The organism is Ruegeria meonggei, assembly GCF_042768335.1.
Taxonomy (GTDB): domain Bacteria; phylum Pseudomonadota; class Alphaproteobacteria; order Rhodobacterales; family Rhodobacteraceae; genus Ruegeria; species Ruegeria meonggei.
Genome location: NZ_JAXHBT010000001.1, coordinates 2197086 through 2223672, shown reverse-complemented (window position 1 = coordinate 2223672; position 26587 = coordinate 2197086). Strand labels below are relative to the sequence as shown.

The following is a 26587-nucleotide window of genomic DNA, read 5'->3' as shown; positions in this document are numbered from 1 at the left end:
CCATGGACCGCAGCTTTATAGCCAAAAATCCGTCGGTTCTGGTCTTTCTGGCCATCCTGTCGCTGTTCACTCTGATGGTCACGGTCTTGTCCGAAGGGTTCGGGATCGGCGTGATCTCGACCAGTTTCGTCAAGACGCTGGGCAAAACCCTGTGTCTGTGCCTGATCGCGGTGGCAATGGATCTGGTCTGGGGTTTCACCGGCATCCTCTCACTGGGTCACTTCGCCTTTTTTGGGCTGGGCGGCTACACGATCGGCATGTGGCTGATGTATGAGCGTACGCGCCTGATCGTGGTCGAGTCACTGGCGCAGGCCGAAATCCCACCCACCCCGGCTGAAGTCGTGGATGCCATCGGCAACCAGATCTTCGGCGTGGTGGGGTCATCGGATTTTCCGCTGATCTGGGCGTTCTCGGACAGTCTTTTTCTGCAACTGGCATTGGTCGTTCTGGTCCCCGGACTGCTGGCGCTGATATTTGGCTGGCTCGCCTTCCGCAGCCGGGTAACAGGCGTCTACCTATCGATTCTGACGCAGGCGATGACCTTGGCGCTGGCGCTGTATCTGTTCCAGAATGACAGCGGGTTGCGGGGCAATAATGGCTTGTCAGGATTGCAGAACCTACCCGGTGTTACCGCAGGGCAAGACATGGTGTCGATCTGGTTCCTCTGGGCGTCAGCACTGGCGCTGGGTCTGGGATATTTGCTTGCCGCTTGGATCGTGTCGGGCAAGTTCGGGTCAGTCATTTGCGGCATCCGGGATAACGAGGCGCGGGTGCGGTTCCTTGGATACTCGGTCGAAGTATACAAACTGGCCGTCTTTTCACTGACCGCCTGCATCGCCGCCATCGCCGGTGCGCTCTATTACCCGCAGGCGGGCATCATCAACCCCGAAGAGATGGCCCCCATCGCCTCGATCTATCTAGCCGTTTGGGTTGCCATTGGCGGGCGTGGTCGATTGTACGGTGCTATGATCGGCGCGGCGTTTGTCAGCTTGCTCAGCACGTGGTTCACCGGCGGGCAGGCTCCGGATATCCCCTTGGGTTTCTACACGATCAAATGGGTCGATTGGTGGCAGGTTCTGCTGGGAGTGTCCTTCGTTCTGGTCACTCTGTTCGCCCCGCAAGGTATCGGCGGGTTGTTCGATCTGTGGGCCAATCGTCGCCCGTTGGATCGTCATGGCTCTAACCTTGGCCCGGATGACGGGGCCCTTCGCGAAAAGGAGGCCACGGAATGAGCACTTTGTTAGAGGTCAGCGGCGTCTCGGTCACCTTTGACGGGTTTCGCGCCATCAACAACCTGTCGTTCCAGATCGGCAATGCCGAATTGCGCGCCGTCATTGGTCCCAACGGCGCGGGCAAGACCACATTCATGGACATTGTCACCGGCAAAACCCGGCCCGACGAGGGTCGCGTAATCTGGGGTGAAAAGTCTGTATCCCTTCTGAAGATGAGCGAGGCCAAGATCGCGCAAGCTGGCATTGGCCGAAAGTTCCAGAAACCCACGGTGTTCGAAGATCAGACCGTACAGGAAAACCTGCTGATGGCGCTGAAGAACATGCGCGGTTGGCTGCGTGTTCTGTTCTACCGCCCCTCCGGTGACGATTTCCGAAAGGTCGAGGATCTGGCTGCTGAAATCGGTCTAAAGTATGAGCTGGGCCGCAAATCAGGCGAGCTGAGCCACGGCCAGAAGCAATGGCTGGAGATTGGGATGCTGCTGGCGCAGGAACCGCGTCTGCTGTTGGTCGACGAGCCTGCCGCGGGCATGACCCCGCAGGAACGCGAACATACTACCGACATTTTGGTACAAGCCGCCAAAACCCGCGCGGTTGTGGTGGTGGAACACGACATGGAATTTGTCCGCCGCCTGAACTGCAAGGTCACAGTCCTGCACGAAGGGTCTGTTCTGGCTGAGGGCAGTCTGGACCACGTCACATCAAATCAGGACGTCATCGACGTCTTTCTGGGGCGCTGAGCGATGCTGAAGCTAAACGATCTGACCCTGCATTACGGGCACTCGCAAATCCTGAACGGCGTCTCGATGGAGGCCGCTCTTGGCGAAGTAACCTGCGTCATGGGCACCAATGGTGTTGGCAAAACCAGCCTGATCAAGGCAATCTCGGGCACGCATCCGCGCTCGGGCGGTGCGATGGAGTTGAACGGCGAAGCGTTGGGCATTTTGCCCGCACATCGCATGGCGTGGAAAGGTGTGGGCTATGTTGCACAGGGTCGCGAAATTTTTCCCCTGCTCACTGTGCGTGAGAATTTAGAAACCGGCTTTGCCTGTTTGCCCACCAGTCAGCATTTCATACCAGATGAGGTTTTCGATCTGTTTCCGGTGCTCAAACAGATGCAAAACCGCCGCGGTGGAGATCTGTCGGGAGGCCAGCAACAACAACTGGCCATTGCAAGGGCGCTGATCACGAAACCCAAGCTGTTGCTATTGGATGAGCCGACCGAAGGCATTCAGCCTAATATCATCCAGCAAATCGGCGAGGTCATTTGCCACCTCAGAACCAAAGGTGAGATGGCGATTGTGTTGGTCGAACAGTATTTCGATTTTGCCTACGACCTGGCGGATCAGTTCGTTGTGCTTAGGCGGGGCGCGATTTTGATGTCCGGCACCAAATCAGAGCTGTCGCGGGATCAGGTCTTGCAAGGTGTCACCGTATAAGCACCCGCACATCGTGCCCTGCGGTGGGTTACCAAAAGTTGTAAACGCACACCTTCAGGGCGCGTGTTCTGCGTTCATTGCATTGCGCTCGTTTACGTTCTTTTGTGCTCTGTGTGCATTTATTCAAATAAATTTGAAAAAAAAGGTGCAGCAATCTCAAGGCTTTCTCTGGGTCTACGGGAATCCCCCAATACCGTCGCGCGAGCTGATTCGTTAATCATAATCCATCGAAAGGGTCATTTCGGACCATACCACTTTTCCCCTGTGAGGGGCTGGCTACTTACCCCCTCGGCCGGCCCCTCAGTCACCGAAATCCCGCGATCTTCCCATGCCCGAATCCGTCTCCCATTAGCGTCAGTATCAGACGGCTTCGTCCTGTATGTGCAACAGCTCAGTGACCAGGGTGGGCAAGCTATCCCAGTCGTCATAGCGGGTTGTGTGCGGTATCTGGTCGATCGGCGTTTTTCGGTAGCCCCTAGTAAACAGCAGGAACGGAACCTGCGCGCGCCGGGCGGTTTCGGCGTCAACTTCGCTGTCGCCGACAAACAGACGCGGACCGGCTGGGGGGGCGGCCTCAAAACTTGCCTCAAGATGGGCCGGATCCGGTTTGCGGGTGTTCAGGCTGTCTCCGCCGAGGACGCAATCGAAGTAATGCGCTAGATTCAGCGCCTCAAGAACGTGGCGCGCCGGAGTTTCGGGCTTGTTGGTGCAGACGCCCAGAACGCACCCCATCCCACGCAATCGACCTAGTGCCTGTGGCACACCGGGATAGACAACGGTCTGATCGCATGAGGCGGCGTTGTAGTGGGCCAGCGTTCTTGCGGTCAGGTCTGCATGATCCGACATCGGTAAATCACAATGGTGGATCACACGCTCGACCAGTTTTGGCAGGCCGTTGCCGACAAACGTCTTGATAACATCCTGTGGCAGAGCGGCAACTCTGACATCCCGCAGCATCCTGTTGGCAGCCGCCGCAATGTCCGGAAGGCTGTCTACCAATGTCCCGTCCAGATCGAACATGATGGTCGCGCTCATTGTGTTTCCTGCCTGTTTGAGTGTCCGCACAACAGGTAACTTGCTGGATAAAACAGTGCAACGACGCTGCTGTTACATATTCAACCAGAACGGGGATTGACATACCTGAGTAAATTAATCAGATTAAGGTGAAGTCAATCAGCCAACCCTTGTTCGGGTCAGCCACGTTAACTGAAAAGCGAACAGAACACGGCCTTTCGCCCGAGAACCTCTGGAGTTGTCCTGATGAATATGCAGAACCCGAATCCCAGCCAGTCCTATGCGGTGTCCATGCTTCCGGCCCATAAGGCGGAAGAACTGACCAAGGGCGGGAACCTCGCCCATATCGAGCTGGGCGACCAACTGTACACGTTGCGCATCACCCGCGCTGGCAAACTGATCTTGACGAAATGAGCAACCCTTCGACGCGAGGCGGGGCGGCCGTGGGCCGCCTGTCCGACCTGAGCCCGCTAGAGGCAGGCGCCGTTATGTATCTGCGGTTGTGGGGGGATGGCACAAATGGTCGTGCCGATGCCGCAAGCGATTTCGAAATAGCCTTGGGTGCCGATTGTGGGCGGGCTGCAATGCTGACTTTGGACCGGCTCTGTTCCCTTTGCGCCAATTATGGGCGGCGTCCGCTAATTCGGCACGGGCTGGGATGTTCCTGCCTTGGCGCGGACGAAAACTGTTTTGCCCAGATGATCGCGTCCGCCTCGGAAGGCGCGCGCGAAGACGCCATGATGATGGCGTCGTTGATTGTACGTCCGGATTTCGCGCCCGCTCTGGCCGCATTGTCCGAAGAAATGGGTATGCTGCTGCGCCGGATGACCGCTTCGGTGCCGTTGCCAACAACCGAGCATAAACCCCCTGAGGCCGTGCTGCATTAAGCACCAGGCCTCCGACAAAACCCCGGCTTGTTGCGCCGGGGTTTTGTCGATTCAGCAGCAACCGCAACCTGCGTGGTGATGGTCATGATCACAGGCTGGGGCAGGGGCATAGTCGCCGACTTCAGCCAGCACATCCAGCAAGGCCCACAATATCATGTCGACATCATCAGCCTCAATCGTCAGAGGCGGGCGGATTTTCAGGATATTGTCCTTTGGCCCTTCGCTGCCGATCAGAATGCGATGATCGCGCATCCGGTTCTTGACGTATTTGCAAATCTCCGTGCCTTCCGAGCCATCAGGATTGATCAGTTCAACACCGAGAAACAGCCCCATGCCGCGCACATCGCCGATACAGGCGAAATCACCTTCGATCTGACGCAGCCCGTCCATCAACCGCACGCCCATTGCGTGTGCGTTGTCCTGCAGCCCTTCGTCATCAACGATGTCCAGCACCTCTTTTCCGATCCGGCAGGACAGGGTTGATCCGCCAAAGGTCGAGAAGAATTCGATCCCGTTGTCAAAGCTTTGAGCGATCTCTTTGGTGGTGACCAAAACACCCAGCGGGTGGCCGTTGCCGATGGGCTTTCCCATCACAACGATATCCGGCAGCGCGCCCTGATGTTCAAAGCCAAAATAATACGCGCCCAGACGCCCCAGGCCGGTTTGGACTTCATCGGCGATGCAGACACCTCCGGCGGCTCGGATTTTCTCGTACACGGCAGGCAGATAGCCTATGGGAGGGATGAACTGCCCCCCGACCGAAGGGAAGGTCTCGGCGATAAAACCGGCCACGCCCTGTCCCCTGTCCTGCAGCGCTGCAATCGCCGGGTCGACCAGATCGGCATATTTGCTGGCGCGGTCAGGATCGTCACGTCTGAACGACCCACGGTACTCGTCCGCGACCTCAACCAGTTCAACCCAATCGGCCTGGCCAATCCCGCCTGGTTTGTTGAACTTATAGGCCGAGATCGCCACAGCAGCGTTGGTGTTGCCATGATAGCCATGATCCGGTGTCACAATGCCCTTGGCGCCGGTATGGGCGCGGGCCAGCCGCAGGGCCAGTTCATTTGCTTCGGTGCCCGAGTTGACGAAGAAACACACGCTGAGGTGATCTGGCAGTTTAGACAGCAGTTTGTCGGCAAAGGCCGTCTGCGCCGGATGCAGGTACCTGGTGTTCGAGTTCATCCGCCTCAGTTGATCCGCCGCCACCGCCTGAATGCGTGGATGAGCATGCCCCACATGTGGCACATTGTTATAGGCGTCCAGATACGGGCGACCCCATTCGTCGAACATGTGATGTTTCCAGCCACGCACCAGCATAACCGGATCGTCATAGGTCAGACTGAGGTTGCCGCCAAAATGATCGTGCCGCCCCTGTAGGATCGCCTGTTTGTCGGTTGGGCGATAGAACACTTTGTCGTCTGGCAGGTTCAGCAGAGCAGCGGGGTTGGGGCAGAGCGCATGCCACAGCTCCATCTCATCAGGATCACCGACGCCGGGCCAGTTTGTCTGCATTCCACCCGTGGCCAGGGCCAGTTGGAAATGCACATGAGGAGCCCAACCTCCGTTCTGCGCCGCATCCCCCAACTGCGCAAAAGCAGCCCCCTGCGCCACCGGATCGCCAGGTTTCAGCCGGTCGCAAACCTCGGGGTCCAGATGGCCATAAAGGGTATAGAAAGCATCCCCCTCGGGTGTTTCGTGATGCAAGATCACAACACCGCCGTAATCCAGATGTGCGTTCCTGTTCTCCACCGCTTCGACCCGGCCGCTCATCGGCGCATGTAGAACGGTGCCGGCGGGGGCAAACACATCCACAGCCAGGTGAACGGTGCGTCGGTCCGAGGCTTTCCACGGCCCCTTGCGGAACTCCGGTTCCGCGTAAATCAGGCGGGGTTCATTGTAATAGCCCAGCCACACGCCTTCGCCGTATTCCTCACCCACCCGCGCGGCCTCGGCCAGTGGCATTTGGAACGGGTTCTGCGGCCATGTGCAGTTTTCGACCGAAAGCGAGCCCATCGGCACATCGCTCAGGTCCTGTTCGAACAGCTGCGCGAACTGGCCGCGATGCTCAGACAGATAGGCGTGGATACGCTCTGCCCCGTCGGTCACTGGCAAGCTGCAAGCAGCACGCAATCGGGCGGGCATCAAGCCGCCATTGATCTCTGTGTTTTCAAGGAACCGCCAGGCCGGGGCCTGACTGATGGTCACGTACGGATCATCGGGGTTCTCACCTGCCATCAAGGTGGAATTCACAACCGAGACCGCCAGTCGCATGCGCAGCAACGGCCAGATCAGGTCGACCTCATCCGGACGCAACCGGTTAACCGCGTGATAGCCACGCACCAAGGCCGCCAGCGCATGCTCGGGTTTAGGGTGATCCAACACCACATAGGCCCCCGCAATCGCCAGATCACAGATGCGCGGCGCAGCACACATGTCACCCAGATCGATCAGGCCGGAAACACTCGGGCGTTTATCCAGCGCGCCTTCGACCAGTATGTTGTAATCATTGGCATCATTGTGGAGGGCCTGTTTGGGCAATCCCACCAATTGGCCTGAAATTGCCGCGAACCCGTCGCAGATTTCGGCTAACAAGGCTCGGCGTGAGGGATCCGTAATCGCGCCCAACTGATCCGCAACCCAGCCCGCTTGCATCAGGTCCCACTTGAACCCGGCGCGCTGTAATCCGGCATGTGAGAACCGCTCTAGCGCGCGGTCCGTTGCACCCAAAACGCGCCCCAGTTTCAGGATCAAATCCTCCAATTTCGACGCTACCCGCGCATAGCATTTCCCCGGCAGACACTCGAGCAGCCAAACCAACCTCATTTGCCCGTCCGCGTCCGCGATTTCGGGTAACAAAACACCGCTCAGATCAGGAAACACTCTGGGAAATGGCAGCCCCGGAGCTTCAGCCGCAAGGTGCGCCAGCGCCTGAACTTGCAGGTCTACAAGCTCGGCCTCGCATCCCGCGCGCATGACTTTCAGAACGTAATCCTGGCCATTTGTGGCGCAGGCCCGAAAGTTCAGATCATACTCGCCATCCAACCGCTCCAACCGGGCATCCAATCCCCAGTTTTGGCGCATAGCTTCTGTCCAGAATGCACTCATGTCGCTCATGCGACCTCCTGCGAAAACGTCACGATGATCCTCTTCATCTGGCCACAAATATCCTCGGGGGTGAATTGGCCCTCAGGGTCAAGAGGGGGCAGACAGCCCCCTTACCCTCAGCCCAGCGCGCGCAGGCGTTTGATCAGAGACGACGTATCCCACCGTCCACCGCCCAGTTTCTGCACATCCTTATAAAACTGATCGACAAGCGCAGTCACCGGAAGCGATGCGCCGGTTTCATTGGCGGTGTTCAGGCAAATGCCCAGATCCTTGCGCATCCAGTCTACCGCAAACCCATGCTCGAAATGATCGTCCAGCATGGTTTCATAGCGGTTGGCCATCTGCCAACTGCCTGCAGCACCCTGGCTGATCACCTCAACCACCGCGCGGCCGTCCAGACCGGCCTTTTCGGCGAAATGCAGCGCTTCGCTGAGGCCTTGCACTAGGCCCGCGATGGCGATCTGGTTGCACATCTTGGTCATCTGCCCTGCGCCGCTGTCGCCAATACGCCGGCAGATTTTTGAGTAGACCTGCATGACCGGTTCAGCCGCATCATAGGCCACCTGATCCCCGCCACACATGATCGACAAGACAGCGTTTTCTGCACCTGCCTGCCCGCCCGAAATTGGGGCGTCCACAAACGCGATCTCCTGGTCTAGGCCTGCCTCATAAAGTTCGCGCGTTACCTTGGCTGAGACGGTGGTGTGATCGACAAAAACCGATCCCGCGGCCATGCCGTCAAACGCTCCGTTATCGCCGGTACAGACCGCGCGCAAATCGTTGTCGTTGCCGACGCAAGCCATGACAAACTCAGCGCCCTCAGCCGCGTCTTTCGGCGTGGTCGCCATCGCGCCGCCATGCTGTGCAACCCAGGCTTCGGCCTTAGCAGTGGTGCGATTGTAAACGGTCACGTCGTGACCTGCGGCCTGAAGGTGACCAGCCATGGGATAGCCCATAACGCCCAGGCCCAGAAACGCGACTTTTGCCATTTTGTGATCCTCTCAGCTGTTCGGTAGCCATCTCGATCAGAAGGCCGGAATGTCTAGCAGAGACAAAGCAAAGCTGCGCCCAAAGGGCAACCCCGCGTCAGGGCTTGCCGCCCAAATCCTGCAGGATCGGGCAATCGGGCCGGTCATCGCCCGCGCAGGCATCGATCAGATGGCTCAGCGTGTCGCGCATCGCGTTCAGATCGGCAATCTTTGCCTCAATCTGTCCCATATGCGCGCGTGCGACCTTTTTGACATCGGCGCTGGCCCGGGTTTCATCCTCATACAGCGCCATCAGGGTTCGGCAATCCTCGATCGTGAAACCCAGCGCGCGAGCGCGACCCAGAAAGTTCAGCTTGTGCAGGTCCTGGTCTCGGAACCGACGATAGCCATTGTCATCGCGCAAGGGTTTGATCAGACCGATATCCTCGTAATACCGGATTGTCTTAGCGGGCAGCCCGGTTCGGGTTGCCACGTCGCCGATATTCATGTCGTCACCGTTTGGGTTGTGTGATCTTGTTTTGGTTCTGGCAGGCTGGCCCGCACCCGACGCAGACGCAGCGCGTTTGCGACGACAAAGACGCTCGACAATGCCATGGCCCCGGCCGCAAGGGCGGGGGACAGAAGATGCCCGCTGAACGGATACAACGCCCCGGCCGCCACAGGGATCAGCACGATGTTGTAACCAAATGCCCAGCCCAGATTCTGTCGGATGTTGCGCATGGTGCGGCGGCTGATCTCGACCGCGTTGGCCACACCGCGCAGGTCGCCGGACATCAGCACCACATCTGCCGTCTCAATCGCCACATCGGTGCCCGTGCCGATGGCCACGCCGATATCCGCTGCGGCTAGGGCAGGGGCGTCGTTGATGCCGTCGCCGACAAAAGCAAGCGCGCCGAACTGGTCGCGCAAGGCCGTAATTGCGGCAAGTTTGCCATCAGGCAGAACCTCGGCCGTGACATGGTCGATACCCAGCGTGTCGGCCAGGGCCTGCGCGGTGCGGGCGTTATCTCCGGTCACCATTGCCAGGGTCAGGCCCATTGCATGTAAACGGTCCAGCGCCTGCACAGTGCCGGGTTTGATCGGGTCTGACACGGCAAGCAGAGCAGCCGCTTGGCCGTCAATGGCCACATACAAGGGGGTTGCCCCTTCGCTGGCAAACTGATCGGCCTCGGGCTTCAGGTCTGTCAGGTCGATCCCGTTCTGCAGCATCAGGCGGGGTGAGCCGATCAGAATGTCGTGGCCGTCAGCCACAGCCTGCACGCCCAGCCCGGTCAGCGAGGCAAACTGAGTCACAGGTGGCAGTTCCGCCGGCCCGGCCCGCGTAATCGCTGTGGCGATTGGATGTTCCGAGTGCGCCTCGACCGCTGCGGCAAGTCGCAGGAGGTCAGCGCGTTCAAAGCCATTGATCGTGGTCACATGCTCCAGCTCGGGCCGGCCCAAGGTCAAGGTGCCGGTCTTGTCCAGCGCCACTACCTTGGCCTGCTGCAATTGTTGCAGCGCATCGCCCTTGCGAAACAGAATACCCAGTTCCGCCGCCCGTCCGGTGCCCACCATGATCGAGGTAGGCGTGGCCAGCCCCATCGCACAGGGGCAGGCGATGATCAGAACCGACACCCCTGTGACCAACGCCATCGGCAGCGCAGGTACGGGGCCAAAAATTAGCCAGACCACAATCGTCAGCAGCGCGGCACCGATCACCGCAGGCACGAACCAGGCGGTAATCCGGTCGACCAGCCCCTGAATTGGCAGCTTGGCCCCTTGCGCCTGTTCCACCATCTGAATGACCTGTGCCAGCACGGTATCGGCCCCGACCCGCGTGGCGCGTACCCGCAACGCACCGGTGCCGTTGACAGTGCCGCCTACGACTTGATCGCTTGATGATTTTCCGACCGGAACAGGCTCCCCTGTGATCATACTTTCATCAACGTAAGAGGTGCCTTCCAATACCTCGGCATCGACCGGCACGCGCTCTCCGGGGCGGATTTGCAGGGTATCGCCGACCATGATGTCGGCGATGGGGCGGTCGATAAAGATGCCGTCTACCTCAACCCGTGCGGTCTTGGGTTGCAGGCCCACCAGCTTGCGGATCGCGGCCCCGGTCCGACCCTTGGCGCGGGTCTCCATCATGCGGCCCAACAGGATCAGGACAACGATGACCGAGGCGGCTTCGAAATACACATTGGCGCTGCCCCGCGGCAGGATCTGCGGGGCAAAGGTGGCTGTGACCGAAAACAGATAAGCTGCCCCAGTGCCCAACGCGACCAGTGCATTCATGTCAGGCGATCCACGCAGCAATGACGGGATGCCTTTGGCATAGAACACCCGCCCGGGGCCGATCAGCAGAACAGAGGTCAGCGCGAATTGGATCAGGTGGCTGGTTTGCGCGCCAATTGTCCCGTGCACCCAGTGATGAAAAGCCGGGATCATATGCCCGCCCATTTCCAGAACAAACACGGGCAGGGCCAGAAGGGCAGCAAGCAGCGTTGCACGGGTCAGGGCGTGGGCCTCTTCAGATTTGGCCATATCAGTCTGATTGTTCGCCGCATGGGCAGGATATCCGGCATCCGTCAGGGCCTGAGTCAGCGCACGCAGGGGCGTGTCATGGGTGACCTGCGCGGTTTCGGTCGCGAAATTGACGGCAGCATTGGTTACGCCCGGCACATTTCGCAATGCGGCCTCGACACGCCCGACACAGGACGCACATCCCATGCCGGTGATTTTCAACTGCGTTGTCTGTGGCGCGGCCATCCAACTCATCCTGTACTGTCTTTCTCCTTCCAAATGGGGGTTCCAGTCACAGGAAGGTCAAGGGGTATAAGCAGGATTTGAAAGAAATTCTCGGGGAATCAATCGGACGACCTGTCCAACAGCCGCTCCAGTAGCAACGCGTTGTAGGAGGCCGGCGGCGCGCTGCGGACCGCCTCGGGTGAAGCGAAGAACGCCAGGGCCAGAGCTGCGACACATAAAATCACGCCAATCAGGCAGGTGAGGGCGATATCCAGCCTTAGTCTTAACATCGGCGAACGCTCCTTGTTTGGCTGACCAGGATCAGGACCGTTTTGCCAATTCCTGTTTCAATCTCTCATTTTCCGCCTGCAACTGTCCCAGCTGCTGCCCGAAAGAGCTTAGGTGAGGTTGCAGCTCGGCCTCGGTAAAGCGTGGCGTGATATGGCGGGGGCAATTCCAGTCCAGCGCTTCGACGCTAATAATGACGGCACGCTCGGCCAGCGCGTCAGCGCCTTCGGGATACAGGCTGGCGGCAGCGACCTCACCTTCGGTGAAGTCCACGCGGCCCAGGATCTTGAGCCGCCGCTGATTGACGTAATCCATAAGGATCATTGCAATCCGGTCATTCCCGTCCAAGTTCCCGCGCGAGATATACTGTTTGTTCCCCGAGAAATCGGCGTATCCGATTGTGCGCGGGCCAAGAACTCTCAAAAACCCTGCCGGGCCGCCACGATACTGGACATACGGCCAGCCGGTTTCCGAAACAGTGGATTGGTAAAACCCGTCCCGCGCTTCGATAAACGCCTTTTCTGCGGGGCCGATCTCATGCCCTTGTTGTGGTCCGCCCTCAAGGAATTTGGCATAGGTCTTTGCTGATCCGTTGCGTTCTTGATGGGCGCGAACGGCGGGTGTGAAGGTCAGTTCCGAAAAGGCGCGGGGCATGCTGTGTCTTTCTTAAAGGCCGAGCTCGGACAGGCCCGCATGGCCATCGGGGCGGGCCCCCAGTGGCCAATGGAACAGGCGGTCGGTCTCGGTTATCGGTAGATCGTTGAGCGAGGCGTGACGGTTGGCCATCCGGCCATCTTCGGCAAACTCCCAATTCTCGTTGCCATAAGACCGAAACCACTGGCCGTCGCCGTCGCACCATTCATAGGCATAGCGTACGGCGATGCGATTGCCCGAATAAGCCCATAGCTCTTTGATCAGGCGATACTCCAGTTCCTTGCGCCATTTGCGGGTCAGAAAAGCATGGATGTCTTTGTGCCCGCTCAGGAACTCGGCCCGGTTCCGCCATTGGCTTTCGTCGGTATAGGCGGGGGTCACGACATCAGCATCGCGGCTGTTCCATGCGTTTTCCGCCATACGCACCTTCTGCGTGGCGGTGTCCAGGGTGAAAGGGGGCAAAGGGGGGCGGCTCATGTCGGTATCTTTCAGGTCAGAGAGACGGCAATCAGTGCGATGGCCAAAAGAAGCGGGACGTACTGGGCTGAGAAAGGGTTGGGTCGGCGGCGCATCTGATCGCTCCAAGGTTTACAGATCGGTACATCTTTGGATTAATGTGTACTGATCGGTAAAGTTTTGCAAGCGAGATTTTCTTACGACTGCGGGATCTCGATCACTCACCTGGTGATTTCGATGTAAATCAACGGCTTGGACCATCCGGGTTGTCGCCCGGGAAGATGCGCATTATGTACTGATCTGTACACTATGGAGCCGAATCATGCGCCCAAACAAACGTGACGAGCTGGTCCGAAAGGCATTGCAGGTCTTTTACAAAAGCGGTTTTCACGCCACGGGCATGGACAAGCTGGTGGTGGAAACGGGCGTTTCCAAGACCTCGATGTACAAGCATTTCCGCACCAAGGAAGAGCTGATCCTGGCCGCATTGCGATTGAGGGACGAGAATTTCCGGAACTGGTTTCTGCGTCGTGTCCAAGAGTTGGCGGATACCCCGGCAGAGCAATTGCTTGCCAGTTTTGATGCGCTGGGCGAATGGTTCAATGAAGACGGCTTTCGCGGTTGTATGTTCATCAAAGCCGGGGCCGAGTTTCAGGAAAAAGAACATCCGATTCACGTTCAAGCCGCTGAACACAAGCGTGCGCTGCTGGAGTATTTCACAGATCTGGCGCGCAAGGCCGGTGCCCGAAATCCAGAGGCGCTGGGTTGCCAGATCCTGTTGCTGAAAGAAGGAGCGATTGTGACGGCGGTTCTTCTGAAGTCCTGCGATCCGGCGCGCGATGCGAAAGCCGCAGCGCAGGTCCTGCTGGATGCCGCGTTGGCCTGAACCAAGGCGCAAACGTCGAAAAGACGTTGCGTAGCGGCGCTGTCGATGGATTGGATTGCGATAAGTCCGAAGATACCTTGACGAAAATCTGCAACGGAGGACACCCATGTCGCTTTTTACCGCCACTTCCAGCTGGGCCACTGAAGAACACCAGATGTTTGCCGAAATGGCAGACCGTTTCATGGCCGATGAGTTGGAGCCCAATATCGAAAAGTGGAACGACAACGGCGTCGTAGACCGCGATTTCTGGCGCAAAGCTGGCGATATGGGGCTGATGGCCGGGGCGATCCCCGAAGAATACGAGGGCGTCGGCGGCGGGCTCGGTTTTGATGCCGTCACGATGTACGCGCAGACCTCGCATGGGGATTCGGGCTGGGGGTATGCCATCCAGTCGATTGTTATTCACTATATCACCGCCTACGGCACCGAAGATCAAAAGCGCAAATGGCTGCCCAAGCTTGCCTCGGGTGAGATGGTCGGTGCGCTGGCCATGACCGAACCCGGAACCGGCTCGGACGTGCAGGCCATTCGTACGACGGCCGAAAAGGATGGAAACTCCTACCGTCTGAACGGGTCCAAGATCTTTATCACCAACGGGGCCACGGCAGACCTGATCCTGGTGGCGGGCAAGACTGACAAGACAATGGGCCCAAAGGGCGTGTCGCTGATCGCTGTCGAGACCGAAGGCGCCGAAGGATTCCGCAAGGGGCGTAACCTCAAGAAGCTGGGCATGAAGGCCAACGACACGGCCGAGCTGTTTTTTGAGGATGTCAGGGTGCCCATGACCAACCTGATCGGGTCGGAAGAAGGGCAAGGCTTTTATCAGATGATGAAGCAATTGCCCTGGGAGCGAATGACGATTGGCATCGGTGCGCTGGGCGCGATTGATTTCGCAATTGCCGAGACGATCAAATACACGCAGGAACGCAAAGCCTTTGGCCAGCGGGTGATGGATTTTCAGAACACGCGGTTCAAGCTGGCCGAATGCAAGACCAAGGCAGAAGTTCTGCGCAGCTTCCTCAGCGACGGCATCGCGCGACTTGAAGCGGGTACTTTGGATGCGGCGACCGCGTCTATGGCAAAGTACTGGGGATCCGAAGTGCAGAACGAAATCATGCACGAATGCCTTCAGTTGTTCGGCGGATACGGGTTCATGATGGAATACCCGATAGCCCGGCTGTATGCCGACGCGCGGGTGCAGATGATTTACGGCGGTACGAACGAGATCATGAAAGAGCTTATCGCTCGCTCACTTGACAAATAAGGACGCTGCGGGACCTCCCGCCCGTCGTCGAGGTTTCTGTCGAAACATCCCCTCCCGTTGAGCCAGGCAGGCGCGGGCGTAGCCCGCGCCTGCCTGGCCCCTTCCCGTCCGCAGGACGCAAGGCCGAAGGCCGCGCAGGTATTGAAGTGCCGTCAGGCGAACGGCGTGGTCAGCGGTTGGGCTATTTCCTGCTCTTGCCAGCTGGGTTTATCTGGCACTCCAGCCACAGTCGAAAAGACTTCAGTGGTTCGGATTCCGCACGCGATTGCGGCCACACCAGATAAAAATCACCCAGGCTAACCCCCGGCCCCTGCCAGGCCTGGACCAGTCGCCCGGTCCGCAAGTCCTCTTCGACCAGATAGCTGGGCAGAAGTGCCACGCCCAGCCCGTGAACCGTGGCCTGGCCCATTGTCGAAAACTGATCGAACAGCATTCCGCGTACGCCCGTAACATCCCGGCCCTGACCCGCAAACCACCTTTCCCAGGCATCGGGTCGGGTTTCCAGGTGCAGCAGCGGCGCCCCTGCCAACCATTCGATGTCATCGGGATTGTCTGGCAATATGTCCGGTGCGCATACGGGCAGGACAGTTTCACGCATGATCGGCAGGTAGTTCACCCCGGCCCAATCACGTTGACCAAAATGGATGGCGGCGTCGAAATGCTGGGTCTCGAAATCGAAGGGCCGCAGGCGCGTGTTCAGGTTGACCGTCACTTCCGGGTGGCGCCGGGCAAAATCCTGAAGGCGCGGGGCCAGCCAGTGCATCCCGAACGCGGGCAGGATCGACAGATTCAGCGACCCACCCGTTGGGTTGGCCTTGAGCTTCAGTGAGGCCTGCGCCAGCTGGGTCAGCGCCGCACGGGCAACCTGGACGTATTCCTGCGCCGCAGGGGTCAGGTGCAGCCGCATCTGACTGCGCTGGATCAGGTCGACGCCCAGCTGCTGCTCCATAGATTTGAGCTGCCGGCTGATCGCGCTTTGCGTCAGCGACAGCTCTTCGGCTGCGGCCGAGGCACTGCCGAGGCGGTCTACGGCCTCAAGCGCCAATAAAGAGGGGATCGAGGGCAGGAAGCGGCGGGGGGCGATCATATGACTAATCCTCATACCTTTCGGAAGGAATATCACTGGCAATTGCGATGCGCCAGACCGATACAAATTCAGGTACTTCTTTTGTGTGGCCGTCTGTAAGCCCGCATAGTGCCACCGAAGAATATGCCAGACTGTAATGAGAGAAGACCGGGGAACACGCAATGGATCGCGCGCAGATCGTTCATGAGAATTTCCTGAAACGGGTCGCCAAACGCGACTATCCTAAGGGCGCGACCCCGCGCGATGAGCTGAGCGATACCGACGCCGTGTCGCTGTTCCGGTCGCAGGTCCTCAGCCGAGCACTGGACCGGACCAGCCGCGCGATGCAGAAGGCGGGGCAGGGGTTCTATACAATCGGGTCCTCTGGCCACGAAGGCATGGCTGCCGTGGCCCATGCTTTGCGCCCAACGGATATCGCATTTCTGCACTATCGCGATGCGGCTTTTCAAATCGCACGGGCCGAGCAAGTGCCAGGCCAGCAGATCGCATGGGACATGTTGCTAAGCTTTGCTTGTTCGAGCGAGGACCCGATCTCGGGCGGGCGTCACAAGGTGCTGGGGTCCAAGACACTAACAATCCCGCCGCAGACTTCGACCATTGCCAGTCACCTGCCCAAAGCTGTTGGCGCGGCTTACGCGCTGGGCGCAGCGCGGCGGTACCCGCCCGAACATCGGGAACTGCCGCTGGATGGGATTGCCATGTGTTCTTTTGGGGATGCCTCAGCCAACCATTCCACGGCGCAGGGCGCGATCAACACCGCGGGCTGGACCAGCGTGCAGTCAACGCCTTTGCCCCTGCTGTTCGTGTGTGAGGATAACGGGATCGGCATTTCGGTCAAAACACCGAAAGGGTGGATTCAAACCTCGATGGAGCATCGCCCGGGGATCAGGTATTTTGAGGCCAACGGGTTGGACATCTATGAAACCTACGCAGTGGCACAAGAGGCCGCCGCCTATGTGCGGACCCGCCGCAAACCTGCCTTCCTGCACCTGAAAACTGTGCGCCTCTATGGCCATGCAGGGGCGGATGTGCCAACCACCTATCTGTCGAAATCCGAGGTTGAGGCGGACGAGGCCCAGGATCCCTTATTGCATTCGGTGCGGCTGCTAGATCAGGCCGGGGCCTTACCGCCGGATCGGGCGTTGGCAATTTACACCGACACCTGCGCCCGCACTGACCGGATAGCAGCCGAAGTCGCAACACGTCCGCATCTGTCCAGCGCGGCCGAAGTCATGGCCAGCCTGATCCCTCCCAAACGTGCCTGCAAGCCCACCAACGGCCCAAGTGTCGAGGCCCGCGCCAAGGCCTTTGGCGGCGATATGCGCGCGATGGCTGATCCTCAGCCCATGAACCGCCTGATCAACTGGGCACTGACCGATCTGATGCTGGACCATTCCGAGATCGTCTGCATGGGTGAAGATGTGGGCCGCAAGGGCGGAGTTTATGGCGTGACGCAAAAGTTGCAGCAGCGCTTTGGCCCCGACCGGGTCATCGACACGTTGCTGGATGAACAATCCATTCTGGGTCTGGCCATTGGCATGGGGCATAACGGGTTCATTCCGATCCCGGAAATCCAGTTCCTTGCCTATCTCCACAATGCCGAAGACCAGATCCGCGGCGAGGCGGCGACGTTACCCTTCTTCTCGAACGGGCAGTTTACCAATCCGATGGTGCTGCGGATTGCCGGGTTGGGGTACCAGAAAGGGTTCGGCGGCCATTTCCACAACGACAACTCGCTGGCGGTGCTGCGGGACATCCCCGGGATCATTATCGCCTGCCCTTCAACCGGGGCGGACGCGGTGCAGATGTTGCGCGAATGTGTTCGCCTTGCCCGTGAGGAACAGCGGGTGGTCGTCTTCCTTGAGCCTATCGCGCTGTATCCGATGCGCGATCTTCACGAGCCGCAGGATGCGGGATGGATGGACACTTATCCTGCGCCGGACAAACGTATCGCACTGGGTAATGTCGGCGTGTATGGGGGCGGTACAGATCTGGCCATCGTTACCTATGGCAACGGGCATTACCTTTCGAAACAGGCACTGCCCGCGCTGGAAGCTTCCGGGCTGCGAACCCGCGTTATCGATATGCGCTGGTTGGCGCCCTTGCCAACTGAAGCGCTGCGCGAGGCCACAGAAGGGTGCAAACACATCCTGATCGTCGACGAATGCCGCCGCACCGGCAGCCAGTCCGAGGCGCTGATGACCTTCTTTGCAGAGGAAAACACCACAGTTCCAACCGCGCGCGTTGTGGCTGAAGACAGTTTTATCGCAACCGGCCCGGCCTATGCCGCGCCCTTGCCGTCCAAAGACGGAATCATCGCCGCCGCCTTGACCCTTACGGGAGTCCCATCATGACCCGCACAGCCGTTGTCATCTGCCCCGGTCGCGGGACCTATAACAAGCCCGAGCTGGGATATCTGCACCGTCATCACCCGGACAAGGTGGCAATGTTTCAGGGTTTTGACGCCGTCCGGGCCGAGGCCGGGCAGAAGACCGTAACCGCATTGGACGCCGCCGACCGATACATGGTCAGCACTTATTCGCGCGGCGACGTGGCCTCGCCTTTGATTTATGCGGCGTCGCTGGCGGATGCGCAGGATTTGGCCGAGGATATCGAGGTTGTCGCGGTTACCGGCAATTCAATGGGCTGGTACATCGCGTTGGCTGCAGGCGGTGCAGTGTCGGCCGAGGCAGGATTCACCATCGTCAACACGATGGGCACGTTGATGCAGGACCATCTGATCGGCGGACAACTGGTCTATCCCTTCACCGGTGAAAATTGGGCAAATGACCCTGCGCGCAAGGCCGAACTGTTGTTGGATGTCGCGCGGATCAACGGGCAAGAGGGTCATGATCTGGCATTGTCCATTGATCTGGGTGGGATGCTGGTTCTGGCCGGGAATAAGGCAGGCCTGACCGCGTTCGAGGCCTCTCAGCCCATGGCGCAGGATCGGTTTCCGATGCGGCTGGCCAACCATGCAGCCTTTCACACCCATTTGCAGGCTCCCGTTGCGACCGAAGGCCGAGCGCGCCTGAGCGCGGATCTGTTTGGTCAACCAAACCATCCGCTGATCGACGGGCGTGGCAAGATCTGGTGGCCGGGTGCGACGGATACGCAGGCGCTGTGGGATTACACGCTGGGGCACCAGGTGACTGAACCCTATGACTTCACCCGCGCGATCCAGACCGCAGCCCAAGAGTTTGCCCCCGATCTGTTCATCGTCACCGGCCCCGGAGCAACCTTAGGCGGCGCGGTCGCGCAATCGCTGGTGCTGGCGGATTGGCGCGGCATGTCGGACAAGGCAGCGTTCCAGGTCCAACAGGATACACAGCCTGCCCTGATCGCAATGGGCCGTGCGGACCAAAGGGCGCTTGCAACCGGTTGAAACTCCCCAGATGATCCGCGCACATTTCAGGAGCCCTACATGAGCGATCACGACCAGTCCCTCTGGCGGAAAACCTGCCAGGAGCACGTCGAAAGCACATCGTTAAGCGCGGATCTGACCGTTGACCTAGCTGTAATTGGCGGTGGCTATACTGGTTGTGCTGCCGCACTGACAGCGGCGCGTGCAGGGGCGTCCGTGTGCCTGCTTGAGGCGCAGGAGATTGGCCACGGAGGGTCGGGTCGAAACGTCGGGCTGGTAAATGCAGGGCTGTGGCTGCCACCAGAGGACATCCGTGGATATCTGGGTGCGAATGCCGGTGATCGTTTGATCGACCTTCTGGCCGCTGCCCCGTCTGCGGTGTTTGATCTGATCAACCAGCATGGTATCGCGTGCGATCCGGTGCGCAAAGGAACCCTGCACTGCGCACATTCGACGGCAGGGTCCCGGAACTTGCAGACCCGATATGCGCAACTGACTGCCAGCGGCGCACCGGTTAAGTTGCTGTCTGCTGAGCAGGCCCGCCAGCGCACTGGTAGTGCTGCGTTTCACGAGGCTCTTTTTGATCCGCGCGCGGGTACGATCCAGCCGCTGGCTTATGTCCGGGGCCTGGCCCGTTGCGCCACCGAAGTTGGGGCACAGGTGTTTACCAACAGCCCGGTCCAATCCCTAAAGCACACGGCAGGTGTCTGGGAGCTGAAGACCAGCAGCGGCACTATACGGGCGAAATCGGTGATGCAGGCGACAAATGCCTATCACCAGCATCTGCAGGCCTCGGCCCCGGCCTATGTTCCGGTCTATTATTTCCAGTATTCCACTGGGCCTTTGTCCGACAATCTGCGTGCCAGCCTACTGCCCGGTGGCGAAGGTGCTTGGGATACCGGGCTGATCATGACCTCGTTCCGGATGGATTCTCAGGGCCGCCTGATCATCGGCGCGATGGGAGACCTTGGCCATGTCGGCAGCGGGGCACACAGTGCATGGATCAGGCGAAAGATGACCGCGCTTTACCCGCAACTGGCCGATCAGGCGTTGGTTGAGGGGTGGCACGGACGCATTGCGATGACCTCTGATCATCTTCCCAAGATCACACGGATCGGTCCCAATGCCCTGTCTGTTCACGGATTTTCCGGGCGTGGTATCGGTCCGGGAACGGTTTTTGGGCGGATGATGGCGGAAAGCTTGCTGGCCAATGATCCTGCTTTGTTGCCAGTTCCGATCGTTTCCAGTCATCGCGAAAGCTGGGCAGGCCTGCGCCGCGCCTATTTCGAAACCGGCGCGGCGCTGACGCATTTGATCAAGGCGCGGTTCGGACCTTAAACGGCTCGTGTAATGCCACCGTCAACGCGGATGTTCTGGCCGGTGATGTACCCGCCACCCTCAGAGGCCAGCATGGCCACGACCGAGGCGATTTCATCATAACTGCGTCCATAGCGGCCCATTGGGATGCGGGCGCGGAACTCTTCCTTTTCGGGCAGGCTGTCGATGAAACCGGGCAGGACGTTGTTCATGCGGATATTGTCAGCGGCGTATTTGTCAGAGAACAGTTTGGTAAACGCCGCCAACCCGGCGCGGAACACGCCAGAGGTCGGAAACACAGGGTCCGGTTCAAACGCAGCAAAGGTCGAGATGTTGATGATCGATCCGCCGCCTTGTTCCTGCATGATCGGCGTGACCAGGCGGGTTGGGCGCACCGCGTTCAGGAAATAGACATCCATCCCAGTGTGCCAATCTTCGTCCGTTAGCTCCAGCACCGGTGCGCGGGGTCCGTGCCCGGCCGAGTTGACCAACACATCGATACGCCCCCAATGGTTCATCGCAGTATCTACCAGTTTTTGCAGATCGTCGGGCGATTGGTTCGAACCGGTGATGCCTACCCCACCCAGTTCATGGGCAAGTGCTTCGCCCTTGCCGGACGAGGACAGGATGCCGACCTTGAACCCGTCTGCGGCCAGCCGACGGGCGGAATCTGCGCCCATGCCGCTGCCACCTGCCGTAATTAGCGCCACTTTTGTCATGTGATGTCTCCGTTTTGTGGTTGCCTTCAAGATGGGCGCTGAAACCGGGTTTGACCAATCAGTTCTTCTGTCTCTATGCTGTAGGAAATCTACTGGATGAATTGATGACAGCACTGCCCCCCTTAAATGCATTGCGGGCTTTTGAAGCCTCGGCCCGGCACCTGAACTTTCGCCTTGCGGCTGAAGAACTGGGTGTGACGCAGGGTGCGGTCGCCCAGCAGGTGCGCGGTCTTGAGGCGCGTTTGGCGGAAACCCTGTTCGACCGTTTGCCACGGGGTCTTGCGCTGACCGATGCGGGGCGACGGTTTCATGCACCACTGCGCCGAGCCTTTCGCCTGATTGAAGACGCGGTACACGAGCTGTCGGGGGACCGTCAGATCACACTGTCCGTCACGCCCAGCTTTGCGTCGAAATGGCTGGTCCCACGCTTGCCGGACTTCACCGCACAACACCCCGAGATCGAAGTTCGGATCGATGCGCGCGAACAATTGGCCGATTTCCGGGGCGATGGCGTGGACCTTGCTGTCAGGCAGGGCCGCGCGCCATTTGGCCAGGGCCTGACGGCCGAGCCATTGTTTTCCACCAATTTCATTCCAGTCTGCAGCCAGGTGCTGGCGCGTGAGATCAAGCAACCCAAGGATCTGTTGCGCCACGTTTTGCTGAATGACACGCATGGTTTGTGGCCATTGTTTTTGGAACGCGCCGCCGTTGAGGGCAAAGCCCGTGTCATGAACTTTAGCCAAACCAGTCTGGCAATTGATGCCGCTTTGTCGGGCCAGGGGGTCGCGCTGGCCAACGAAGCCCTTGTATCGGCAGAGCTTGTATCCGGTCAGTTGGTTCAACCTCTACCCGAAGTGCTGATCGAAGACGTCGGCTTTTACGTCGTCACGCCGAAAGATTCGCGCCAGCCTGCGCTTGTCACGGCGATGAAGGACTGGCTGCTGACTCAGTCCTGAAGCGCCGCGGCAAGCGCTTCGATCCGATGGCGCAGCCAACGGTGCGCTGGGTCGTTGGCTGACCGTTGGTGCCAGACCATGTAGATTGAAACCGGGTCACAGGCAAAGGGCAGCGGCGCGCAGTCAAGTGCTGCAAGCGGACCGCGTTTCATTAGCGCCGTGTCAGTTGATATCAGGTCACTGCCTTTCACGAACGGTGGAATGGCGTTGAAATGCGGCAGGGTGACAGTGGCTGGTTTGATCCGGGTCTGATCCACGCCCCGCATCACCACACGAGAGCTGCGCCCATCCGCAAACCGGACCGCGACGTGATCTGTGTCGCAATAGGCTTGCCAACTTTTTGGGGGCGTGCGCCGCTCCGCGTCATAGAAGATCATCAACGGGCTGCTTAATACGCGTTTCTGAAAGATATCCGGTCCATCCGGTGGCAGCGGGGTCAGCATCAGCTGGCAGCGGTCACTGCGCAGTAGATCAGGGTCCGGCACACCCGAGGGGATAAAGCCAAGTCGAAGCCGCACGCCTTCGGCCCGGGCCGCGCGCACCAGCGGGGGAAAAATCAGTTCTCGCGGCATATCATTGGTGGCGATCTGCAGGCTGATCTCTTCTGACAATGGGTTAAACGGGCGATCCTCGGTCAGGGCGCGCATGCCGTCCAGAACCCGCTGGGCCGGGTCCTTCAACGACAAGGCGCGCTCGGTGGGTGTCAGCCCCTGACCGGATCGAACGAAAAGCGGGTCACCCAGGACCTGTCGCAGTTTGCCCAACGTGTGGCTAATGGCCGATTGCGTGACCCCTAGCCGGTCCGCCGCTTTCGAAACCGAGCTTTCCTCGAGTATGGTCAGGAAGACGCGCAGCACCTTGCCGTCCAGATCGGTGAAATCAGTTTTGCTCATACCGTCTATGACTATTCATGAATAGATTTGCTGTCCACCGCAGGATAGGAGACAGTCAGCAACTGGAGGCACGCGATGGGGACCCGCTTTTTCTCAGACAAGAACCGGCCGGTCCATATGGGCTCCTATCCGCTGGAACGGCTGGAGCGGCAAGGTCAGATGCCGGATCTGAGTTTGGTGCAGCCAATGCCGGTGCTAAGCTTTCATCGCCCCGATCAGCCGGACAATATCGTCAATGCGATGGGGGAGTTCCAGGCGATGATGGATACCATCCGCGACGGGTTCGTGAACCCGGTGCCGTCGGATGTGCCGTCTGACCCGACCGAACGCGCCAACCACCTAAAGGCGTTTGGGTATTTCAACGATGCCTCGATGATGGGCTGCGGCCCCCTACCGCCCGAAGCGATGTTGAATGAGCCCCGCCGCAACCCTGATATCGACCGTCTAGCCCACGCGTTGAAGACGCGGCAGACCAAGACGCTGGCCTCGGGGATCGATCTGATCATGGCGGATCTCAAGGAGAGCATGGAGGCCGCACCCAAACCAATGGCCACACACCGCCACGCCATCGTGTTTCTGTACGAACATAACCGCGACCCTGATCCGGATGAGCCGGGGGCAGACTGGATCGCCGATGCGCAGGATCATCGTGCCTGTTTGCTGGCGACCGAGAATGCGGTGGTTCTTGCCAATTACATCCGTCTGCTGGGGTTTGACGCGCGTCTGCACACGGCGATGTCGTCCGAGGTTGATCTGGGCAAGCTGGCCGTTGCCGCAGGCTTGGCCTCGGTTGAAGACGGAGAGGTCGTGGTGCCGTGGCTGGGCAAACGGTTCGGTTTGGCCGCCGTAACAACCGAGATGGAGATTACCCATGATCAGCCCTTGGTGCCGATGGACCAGCAGCCGTGGTTTCGCACGCAGGGGCCTGCGTGGTGGCTGGGGACAGGATTTGCCAAGAACGCGCTGAACCGCGATCCTTATGCCAAGCGGCGTTACATGGACGGGGCACATCCGTTCGAAAAACTGAAACGCGTGGATACTCCAACCACCTATATCGACGAGGAAAACGTCGCCCGTGTCCCCAAACGGGCGGACATGTTCGCGCGGGCGCAATTCGGGGATATGGGCAAGGCGCTGCAGGACGCAGCAAAGGGCGGGCATTACGTACGCAAGGCCGCCCCCAGTTTTGCCCAACGGCGGGCTCTGGGCGCCTTTGTGCTGCTGCAGGATGGAGAAACAGCGGATGTTGCTCCGCCAACCGATGCCCAGCGCAATGCGGCCAATATCAAGGCCGCAACCTATTTCCTGGGTGTGGATGCGGTGGGGCTAAGCCGATGCCCAGACTGGGCTTGGTATTCCCACGACGCGACCGGCGAGGAAATCACGCCGCCCCATGATCAAGCCATCAGCATGATCATCGATCAGGGCTATGAAACGATGGAGGGGGCCAGCGGCGACGATTGGATCAGCGTTGCCCAATCCATGCGCGCCTATCTGCGTTTTTCTTTGCTGGGCGGGGTGATTGCGCAACAGATCCGCAACCTCGGTTACAAGGCCAGGGCGCATACGGTAATGGATGGCGAGGTGCTGCAACCGCCGCTGCTGCTGTTATCGGGCCTGGGTGAGGTCAGCCGCATTGGGGAGGTCATTCTGAACCCCTATCTGGGACCGCGTCTGAAATCAGGGGCGGTGACCACGGACATGCCAATGGCGCATGACAAGCCGATTGATTTCGGCCTGCAGAGCTTTTGCGAATCGTGCAACAAATGCGCGCGGGAATGTCCGTCCGGGGCCATCACTGCGGGTCCAAAGCTGATGTTCAACGGCTATGAGATCTGGAAATCCGACAGCCAGAAATGCGCCACCTACCGGATCACCACCCCAGGTGGCGCGATGTGCGGGCGGTGTATGAAGACCTGCCCGTGGAACCTTGAAGGGATCTTCAAGGAACGCCCGTTCCGATGGGCCGCGATGAACCTCCCGTCCGCCGCGCCTGCATTGGCGAAACTGGACGATATGGTGGGCAATGGCGGGTTGAACGACACCAAGAAATGGTGGTGGGATATCGAACTGCAGGCTGACGGGTCTTACCGCCCGACGGCACACCCGCTGAACCGGCGGGGGCTGCAAACCGATCTGGACCTGAAATACGAAGACCAGACCCTGGCCGTCTATCCCGCCTATCTGGCCCCTCATCCCTGGCCCTATCCCTTTGCGATGGACCGCGAGGCAGGGATTGCCGCCTATGAGGCACTGGTGACCGCCGACGATTACAAGGCCCGCAAAACTGCCGGAGATCAATCTGTTGTCCACCGCTATACCATTGCCGGTGACGCGCCGGTGATGCGGGTCGAATTGTCCAAGGTTGACCGGATGACGGCGGATGTGACGAAATACGAGTTCGCAACCCTTGATGGCACAGACCTGCCCGGCTGGACCGCCGGGGCGCATTTGGATGTGCTGGTCGCGCCGGAATTCCTGCGTCAGTATTCGATGTCTGGCGACCCTTCTGATCGGTCTACTTATCAGATCGGCGTCTTGCGTGAGGATGAGGGACGTGGCGGGTCAGCCTTGTTGCACCGTATCTTTAACGAGGGGCGCAAGGTCTTTATCTCAAAACCCATCAACCATTTCGAACTGGACGAAACAGCGACCAAATCATTCCTGATGGGGGGCGGTATCGGGATCACCCCGATGATCGCTTTCGCTCAGCGTTTGCATGCCCTGGGCAAACCTTTCGCTCTGCACTATTCCGCCAGCACACGGGCCGGGGCCGGGTATCTGGACGATCTGGCGGCGATGCCCTGGGCAGATCATGTGCATTTCCATTTCTCGGTTGAAGGCACCCGCGCCAATTTGGATGCGATCCTGTCGGGCTATCAAGAGGGTTGGCACGTCTATACCTGTGGGCCCGACCGCTATATGGACGGGGTCATCCAAGCGGCACAGCGTGAGGGCTTCCCGGACGAGGCACGTCATCTTGAGTATTTCTCGGTTCCCGAACAGCCGGAGTATGAGAACCACCCGTTCACCCTGAAACTGCGGCAATCCGGTCAGGAACTGACTGTGCCAGAAACAAAGGACGCCGCGCAGGTGTTGAATGAGGCGGGTATTCACGTCGATGTGAAATGCTCGGACGGGATTTGCGGGGTCTGCAAATGCGGTGTGATTTCAGGTGAGATCGAGCACCGCGATTTTGTCCTGTCCAACAAGCAACGCGAGGGTGCGATCATCCTGTGCCAGAGCCGCGCGGCCCAACCGGGCGGAGTGATCGAGATCGATCTGTGACCTGAGGTCAGGAAACGACATT

At 59.4% G+C, this 26587-nt stretch carries 23 protein-coding genes; 12 read left to right on the top strand and 11 right to left on the bottom strand.

What is annotated here, in order from left to right; genetic code table 11:
• The first annotated feature begins 2 nt into the window (after window positions 1-2).
• Genes urtC through urtE form a run of 3 tightly spaced genes read left to right on the top strand, consistent with a single transcriptional unit; the run spans window position 3 to window position 2668 of the window.
• Window positions 3-1232: an urea ABC transporter permease subunit UrtC gene (urtC, locus tag SJY13_RS10855; RefSeq protein ID WP_377190854.1), complete on the top strand. Its 1230-nt coding sequence runs from the start codon at window positions 3-5 to the stop codon at window positions 1230-1232.
• Complete coding sequence (gene urtD / locus SJY13_RS10850; protein ID WP_377190852.1) at window positions 1229-1969, top strand: urea ABC transporter ATP-binding protein UrtD; 741 nt, start codon at window positions 1229-1231, stop codon at window positions 1967-1969. Before urtC ends, urtD begins: the two co-directional genes overlap by 4 nt.
• A gap of 3 nt (window positions 1970-1972) precedes the next feature.
• The gene (gene urtE, locus SJY13_RS10845; protein ID WP_377190850.1) at window positions 1973-2668 is read left to right on the top strand and encodes an urea ABC transporter ATP-binding subunit UrtE; all 696 of its coding nucleotides are present in this window, start codon (window positions 1973-1975) and stop codon (window positions 2666-2668) included.
• Window positions 2669-3028: 360 nt separating this feature from the next.
• On the opposite strand, the gene gph is transcribed toward urtE, so the two are convergent.
• The gene (gph, locus tag SJY13_RS10840) at window positions 3029-3703 is read right to left on the bottom strand and encodes a phosphoglycolate phosphatase (RefSeq protein WP_377190848.1); all 675 of its coding nucleotides are present in this window, start codon (window positions 3701-3703) and stop codon (window positions 3029-3031) included.
• 225 nt (window positions 3704-3928) lie between these two features.
• Here gph and hemP point away from each other — a divergent pair, with 225 nt between their 5' ends.
• Both hemP and SJY13_RS10830 read left to right on the top strand, forming a co-directional pair.
• Window positions 3929-4096 carry a hemin uptake protein HemP gene (gene hemP, locus SJY13_RS10835; protein WP_085823765.1) on the top strand — a complete coding sequence of 56 codons (168 nt, stop codon included), beginning with the start codon at window positions 3929-3931 and terminating at the stop codon, window positions 4094-4096.
• Entirely contained in the window at window positions 4093-4569 is a 477-nt protein-coding gene (locus SJY13_RS10830) for a hypothetical protein (RefSeq protein WP_377190845.1), read from the top strand. The genes hemP and SJY13_RS10830 overlap by 4 nt, the downstream gene beginning before the upstream one ends.
• A gap of 51 nt (window positions 4570-4620) precedes the next feature.
• On the opposite strand, the gene SJY13_RS10825 is transcribed toward SJY13_RS10830, so the two are convergent.
• The 7 genes from SJY13_RS10825 to SJY13_RS10795 all read right to left on the bottom strand — a co-directional run bounded on the left by SJY13_RS10825 (window position 4621) and on the right by SJY13_RS10795 (window position 12812).
• Window positions 4621-7686, bottom strand: coding sequence for an aminotransferase class III-fold pyridoxal phosphate-dependent enzyme (locus SJY13_RS10825; RefSeq protein ID WP_377190843.1), 3066 nt, complete (start codon window positions 7684-7686; stop codon window positions 4621-4623).
• Between the two features lie 107 nt (window positions 7687-7793).
• Window positions 7794-8666 carry an NAD(P)-dependent oxidoreductase gene (locus tag SJY13_RS10820; protein WP_377190841.1) on the bottom strand — a complete coding sequence of 291 codons (873 nt, stop codon included), beginning with the start codon at window positions 8664-8666 and terminating at the stop codon, window positions 7794-7796.
• Between the two features lie 97 nt (window positions 8667-8763).
• Window positions 8764-9153, bottom strand: coding sequence for a Cu(I)-responsive transcriptional regulator (gene cueR, locus SJY13_RS10815; RefSeq protein WP_377190839.1), 390 nt, complete (start codon window positions 9151-9153; stop codon window positions 8764-8766).
• Window positions 9150-11414: a heavy metal translocating P-type ATPase gene (locus SJY13_RS10810; protein WP_377190837.1), complete on the bottom strand. Its 2265-nt coding sequence runs from the start codon at window positions 11412-11414 to the stop codon at window positions 9150-9152. The genes cueR and SJY13_RS10810 overlap by 4 nt, the downstream gene beginning before the upstream one ends.
• Window positions 11415-11512: 98 nt before the next feature.
• On the bottom strand, window positions 11513-11683 hold the full coding sequence (locus SJY13_RS10805; RefSeq protein ID WP_377190835.1) for a hypothetical protein: 171 nt from the start codon (window positions 11681-11683) through the stop codon (window positions 11513-11515).
• Between the two features lie 31 nt (window positions 11684-11714).
• Window positions 11715-12335, bottom strand: coding sequence for a pyridoxamine 5'-phosphate oxidase family protein (locus tag SJY13_RS10800; protein ID WP_377190833.1), 621 nt, complete (start codon window positions 12333-12335; stop codon window positions 11715-11717).
• Between the two features lie 12 nt (window positions 12336-12347).
• Window positions 12348-12812, bottom strand: a complete 465-nt coding sequence (locus SJY13_RS10795) for a nuclear transport factor 2 family protein (protein ID WP_377190831.1) — start codon at window positions 12810-12812, stop codon at window positions 12348-12350.
• Window positions 12813-13113: 301 nt separating this feature from the next.
• On the opposite strand from SJY13_RS10795, the gene SJY13_RS10790 reads away from it, so the two are divergent.
• Together SJY13_RS10790 and SJY13_RS10785 are read left to right on the top strand one after the other, a co-directional pair.
• Window positions 13114-13677 carry a TetR/AcrR family transcriptional regulator gene (locus SJY13_RS10790; protein WP_377190829.1) on the top strand — a complete coding sequence of 188 codons (564 nt, stop codon included), beginning with the start codon at window positions 13114-13116 and terminating at the stop codon, window positions 13675-13677.
• 106 nt (window positions 13678-13783) lie between these two features.
• Window positions 13784-14941 (top strand): acyl-CoA dehydrogenase family protein, encoded by a 1158-nt coding sequence (locus SJY13_RS10785; RefSeq protein WP_377190827.1) that lies wholly within the window; start codon window positions 13784-13786, stop codon window positions 14939-14941.
• Window positions 14942-15122: 181 nt separating this feature from the next.
• Here SJY13_RS10785 and SJY13_RS10780 read toward each other — a convergent pair whose 3' ends face one another.
• A complete protein-coding gene (locus tag SJY13_RS10780) occupies window positions 15123-16028 on the bottom strand; it encodes a LysR substrate-binding domain-containing protein (protein ID WP_377190825.1) in 906 nt (301 codons plus the stop codon).
• Window positions 16029-16189: 161 nt separating this feature from the next.
• Between SJY13_RS10780 and SJY13_RS10775 the strand changes: the two genes are divergently transcribed.
• The 3 genes from SJY13_RS10775 to SJY13_RS10765 are packed head-to-tail and all read left to right on the top strand — an operon-like array spanning window position 16190 to window position 20730.
• Window positions 16190-18382, top strand: coding sequence for a dehydrogenase E1 component subunit alpha/beta (locus SJY13_RS10775; RefSeq protein WP_377190823.1), 2193 nt, complete (start codon window positions 16190-16192; stop codon window positions 18380-18382).
• Complete coding sequence (locus SJY13_RS10770; protein WP_377190821.1) at window positions 18379-19413, top strand: ACP S-malonyltransferase; 1035 nt, start codon at window positions 18379-18381, stop codon at window positions 19411-19413. Before SJY13_RS10775 ends, SJY13_RS10770 begins: the two co-directional genes overlap by 4 nt.
• Before the next feature lie 39 nt (window positions 19414-19452).
• The gene (locus SJY13_RS10765) at window positions 19453-20730 is read left to right on the top strand and encodes an NAD(P)/FAD-dependent oxidoreductase (RefSeq protein ID WP_377190819.1); all 1278 of its coding nucleotides are present in this window, start codon (window positions 19453-19455) and stop codon (window positions 20728-20730) included.
• On the opposite strand, the gene SJY13_RS10760 is transcribed toward SJY13_RS10765, so the two are convergent.
• Complete coding sequence (locus SJY13_RS10760; RefSeq protein ID WP_377190817.1) at window positions 20727-21428, bottom strand: SDR family oxidoreductase; 702 nt, start codon at window positions 21426-21428, stop codon at window positions 20727-20729. The two genes, SJY13_RS10765 and SJY13_RS10760, sit on opposite strands and share 4 nt — an antisense overlap.
• Before the next feature lie 104 nt (window positions 21429-21532).
• Between SJY13_RS10760 and SJY13_RS10755 the strand changes: the two genes are divergently transcribed.
• On the top strand, window positions 21533-22384 hold the full coding sequence (locus SJY13_RS10755) for a LysR substrate-binding domain-containing protein (protein ID WP_377190815.1): 852 nt from the start codon (window positions 21533-21535) through the stop codon (window positions 22382-22384).
• On the opposite strand, the gene SJY13_RS10750 is transcribed toward SJY13_RS10755, so the two are convergent.
• Complete coding sequence (locus tag SJY13_RS10750; RefSeq protein ID WP_377190812.1) at window positions 22375-23277, bottom strand: LysR family transcriptional regulator; 903 nt, start codon at window positions 23275-23277, stop codon at window positions 22375-22377. The genes SJY13_RS10755 and SJY13_RS10750 overlap by 10 nt on opposite strands.
• Before the next feature lie 75 nt (window positions 23278-23352).
• Here SJY13_RS10750 and SJY13_RS10745 point away from each other — a divergent pair, with 75 nt between their 5' ends.
• Window positions 23353-26565: a reductive dehalogenase gene (locus SJY13_RS10745; protein ID WP_377190810.1), complete on the top strand. Its 3213-nt coding sequence runs from the start codon at window positions 23353-23355 to the stop codon at window positions 26563-26565.
• The last annotated feature ends 22 nt before the right edge of the window (window positions 26566-26587 follow it).

Excerpts from the sequence above, each read along its gene's own strand:
- gph (WP_377190848.1), bottom strand. The coding sequence starts at position 3,703 with ATGAGCGCGACCATCATGTTCGATCTGGACGGGACATTGGTAGACAGC.
- SJY13_RS10790 (WP_377190829.1), top strand. The coding sequence starts at position 13,114 with ATGCGCCCAAACAAACGTGACGAGCTGGTCCGAAAGGCATTGCAGGTC.
- urtE (WP_377190850.1), top strand. The coding sequence starts at position 1,973 with ATGCTGAAGCTAAACGATCTGACCCTGCATTACGGGCACTCGCAAATC.
- SJY13_RS10785 (WP_377190827.1), top strand. The coding sequence starts at position 13,784 with ATGTCGCTTTTTACCGCCACTTCCAGCTGGGCCACTGAAGAACACCAG.
- SJY13_RS10775 (WP_377190823.1), top strand. The coding sequence starts at position 16,190 with ATGGATCGCGCGCAGATCGTTCATGAGAATTTCCTGAAACGGGTCGCC.
- SJY13_RS10760 (WP_377190817.1), bottom strand. The coding sequence starts at position 21,428 with ATGACAAAAGTGGCGCTAATTACGGCAGGTGGCAGCGGCATGGGCGCA.
- SJY13_RS10765 (WP_377190819.1), top strand. The coding sequence starts at position 19,453 with ATGAGCGATCACGACCAGTCCCTCTGGCGGAAAACCTGCCAGGAGCAC.
- urtD (WP_377190852.1), top strand. The coding sequence starts at position 1,229 with ATGAGCACTTTGTTAGAGGTCAGCGGCGTCTCGGTCACCTTTGACGGG.
- SJY13_RS10800 (WP_377190833.1), bottom strand. The coding sequence starts at position 12,335 with ATGCCCCGCGCCTTTTCGGAACTGACCTTCACACCCGCCGTTCGCGCC.
- SJY13_RS10820 (WP_377190841.1), bottom strand. The coding sequence starts at position 8,666 with ATGGCAAAAGTCGCGTTTCTGGGCCTGGGCGTTATGGGCTATCCCATG.
- SJY13_RS10830 (WP_377190845.1), top strand. The coding sequence starts at position 4,093 with ATGAGCAACCCTTCGACGCGAGGCGGGGCGGCCGTGGGCCGCCTGTCC.
- SJY13_RS10805 (WP_377190835.1), bottom strand. The coding sequence starts at position 11,683 with ATGTTAAGACTAAGGCTGGATATCGCCCTCACCTGCCTGATTGGCGTG.
- cueR (WP_377190839.1), bottom strand. The coding sequence starts at position 9,153 with ATGAATATCGGCGACGTGGCAACCCGAACCGGGCTGCCCGCTAAGACA.
- SJY13_RS10750 (WP_377190812.1), bottom strand. The coding sequence starts at position 23,277 with ATGAGCAAAACTGATTTCACCGATCTGGACGGCAAGGTGCTGCGCGTC.
- SJY13_RS10810 (WP_377190837.1), bottom strand. The coding sequence starts at position 11,414 with ATGGCCGCGCCACAGACAACGCAGTTGAAAATCACCGGCATGGGATGT.
- SJY13_RS10755 (WP_377190815.1), top strand. The coding sequence starts at position 21,533 with ATGACAGCACTGCCCCCCTTAAATGCATTGCGGGCTTTTGAAGCCTCG.
- hemP (WP_085823765.1), top strand. The coding sequence starts at position 3,929 with ATGAATATGCAGAACCCGAATCCCAGCCAGTCCTATGCGGTGTCCATG.
- SJY13_RS10780 (WP_377190825.1), bottom strand. The coding sequence starts at position 16,028 with ATGATCGCCCCCCGCCGCTTCCTGCCCTCGATCCCCTCTTTATTGGCG.
- SJY13_RS10825 (WP_377190843.1), bottom strand. The coding sequence starts at position 7,686 with ATGAGCGACATGAGTGCATTCTGGACAGAAGCTATGCGCCAAAACTGG.
- urtC (WP_377190854.1), top strand. The coding sequence starts at position 3 with ATGGACCGCAGCTTTATAGCCAAAAATCCGTCGGTTCTGGTCTTTCTG.
- SJY13_RS10745 (WP_377190810.1), top strand. The coding sequence starts at position 23,353 with ATGGGGACCCGCTTTTTCTCAGACAAGAACCGGCCGGTCCATATGGGC.
- SJY13_RS10795 (WP_377190831.1), bottom strand. The coding sequence starts at position 12,812 with ATGAGCCGCCCCCCTTTGCCCCCTTTCACCCTGGACACCGCCACGCAG.
- SJY13_RS10770 (WP_377190821.1), top strand. The coding sequence starts at position 18,379 with ATGACCCGCACAGCCGTTGTCATCTGCCCCGGTCGCGGGACCTATAAC.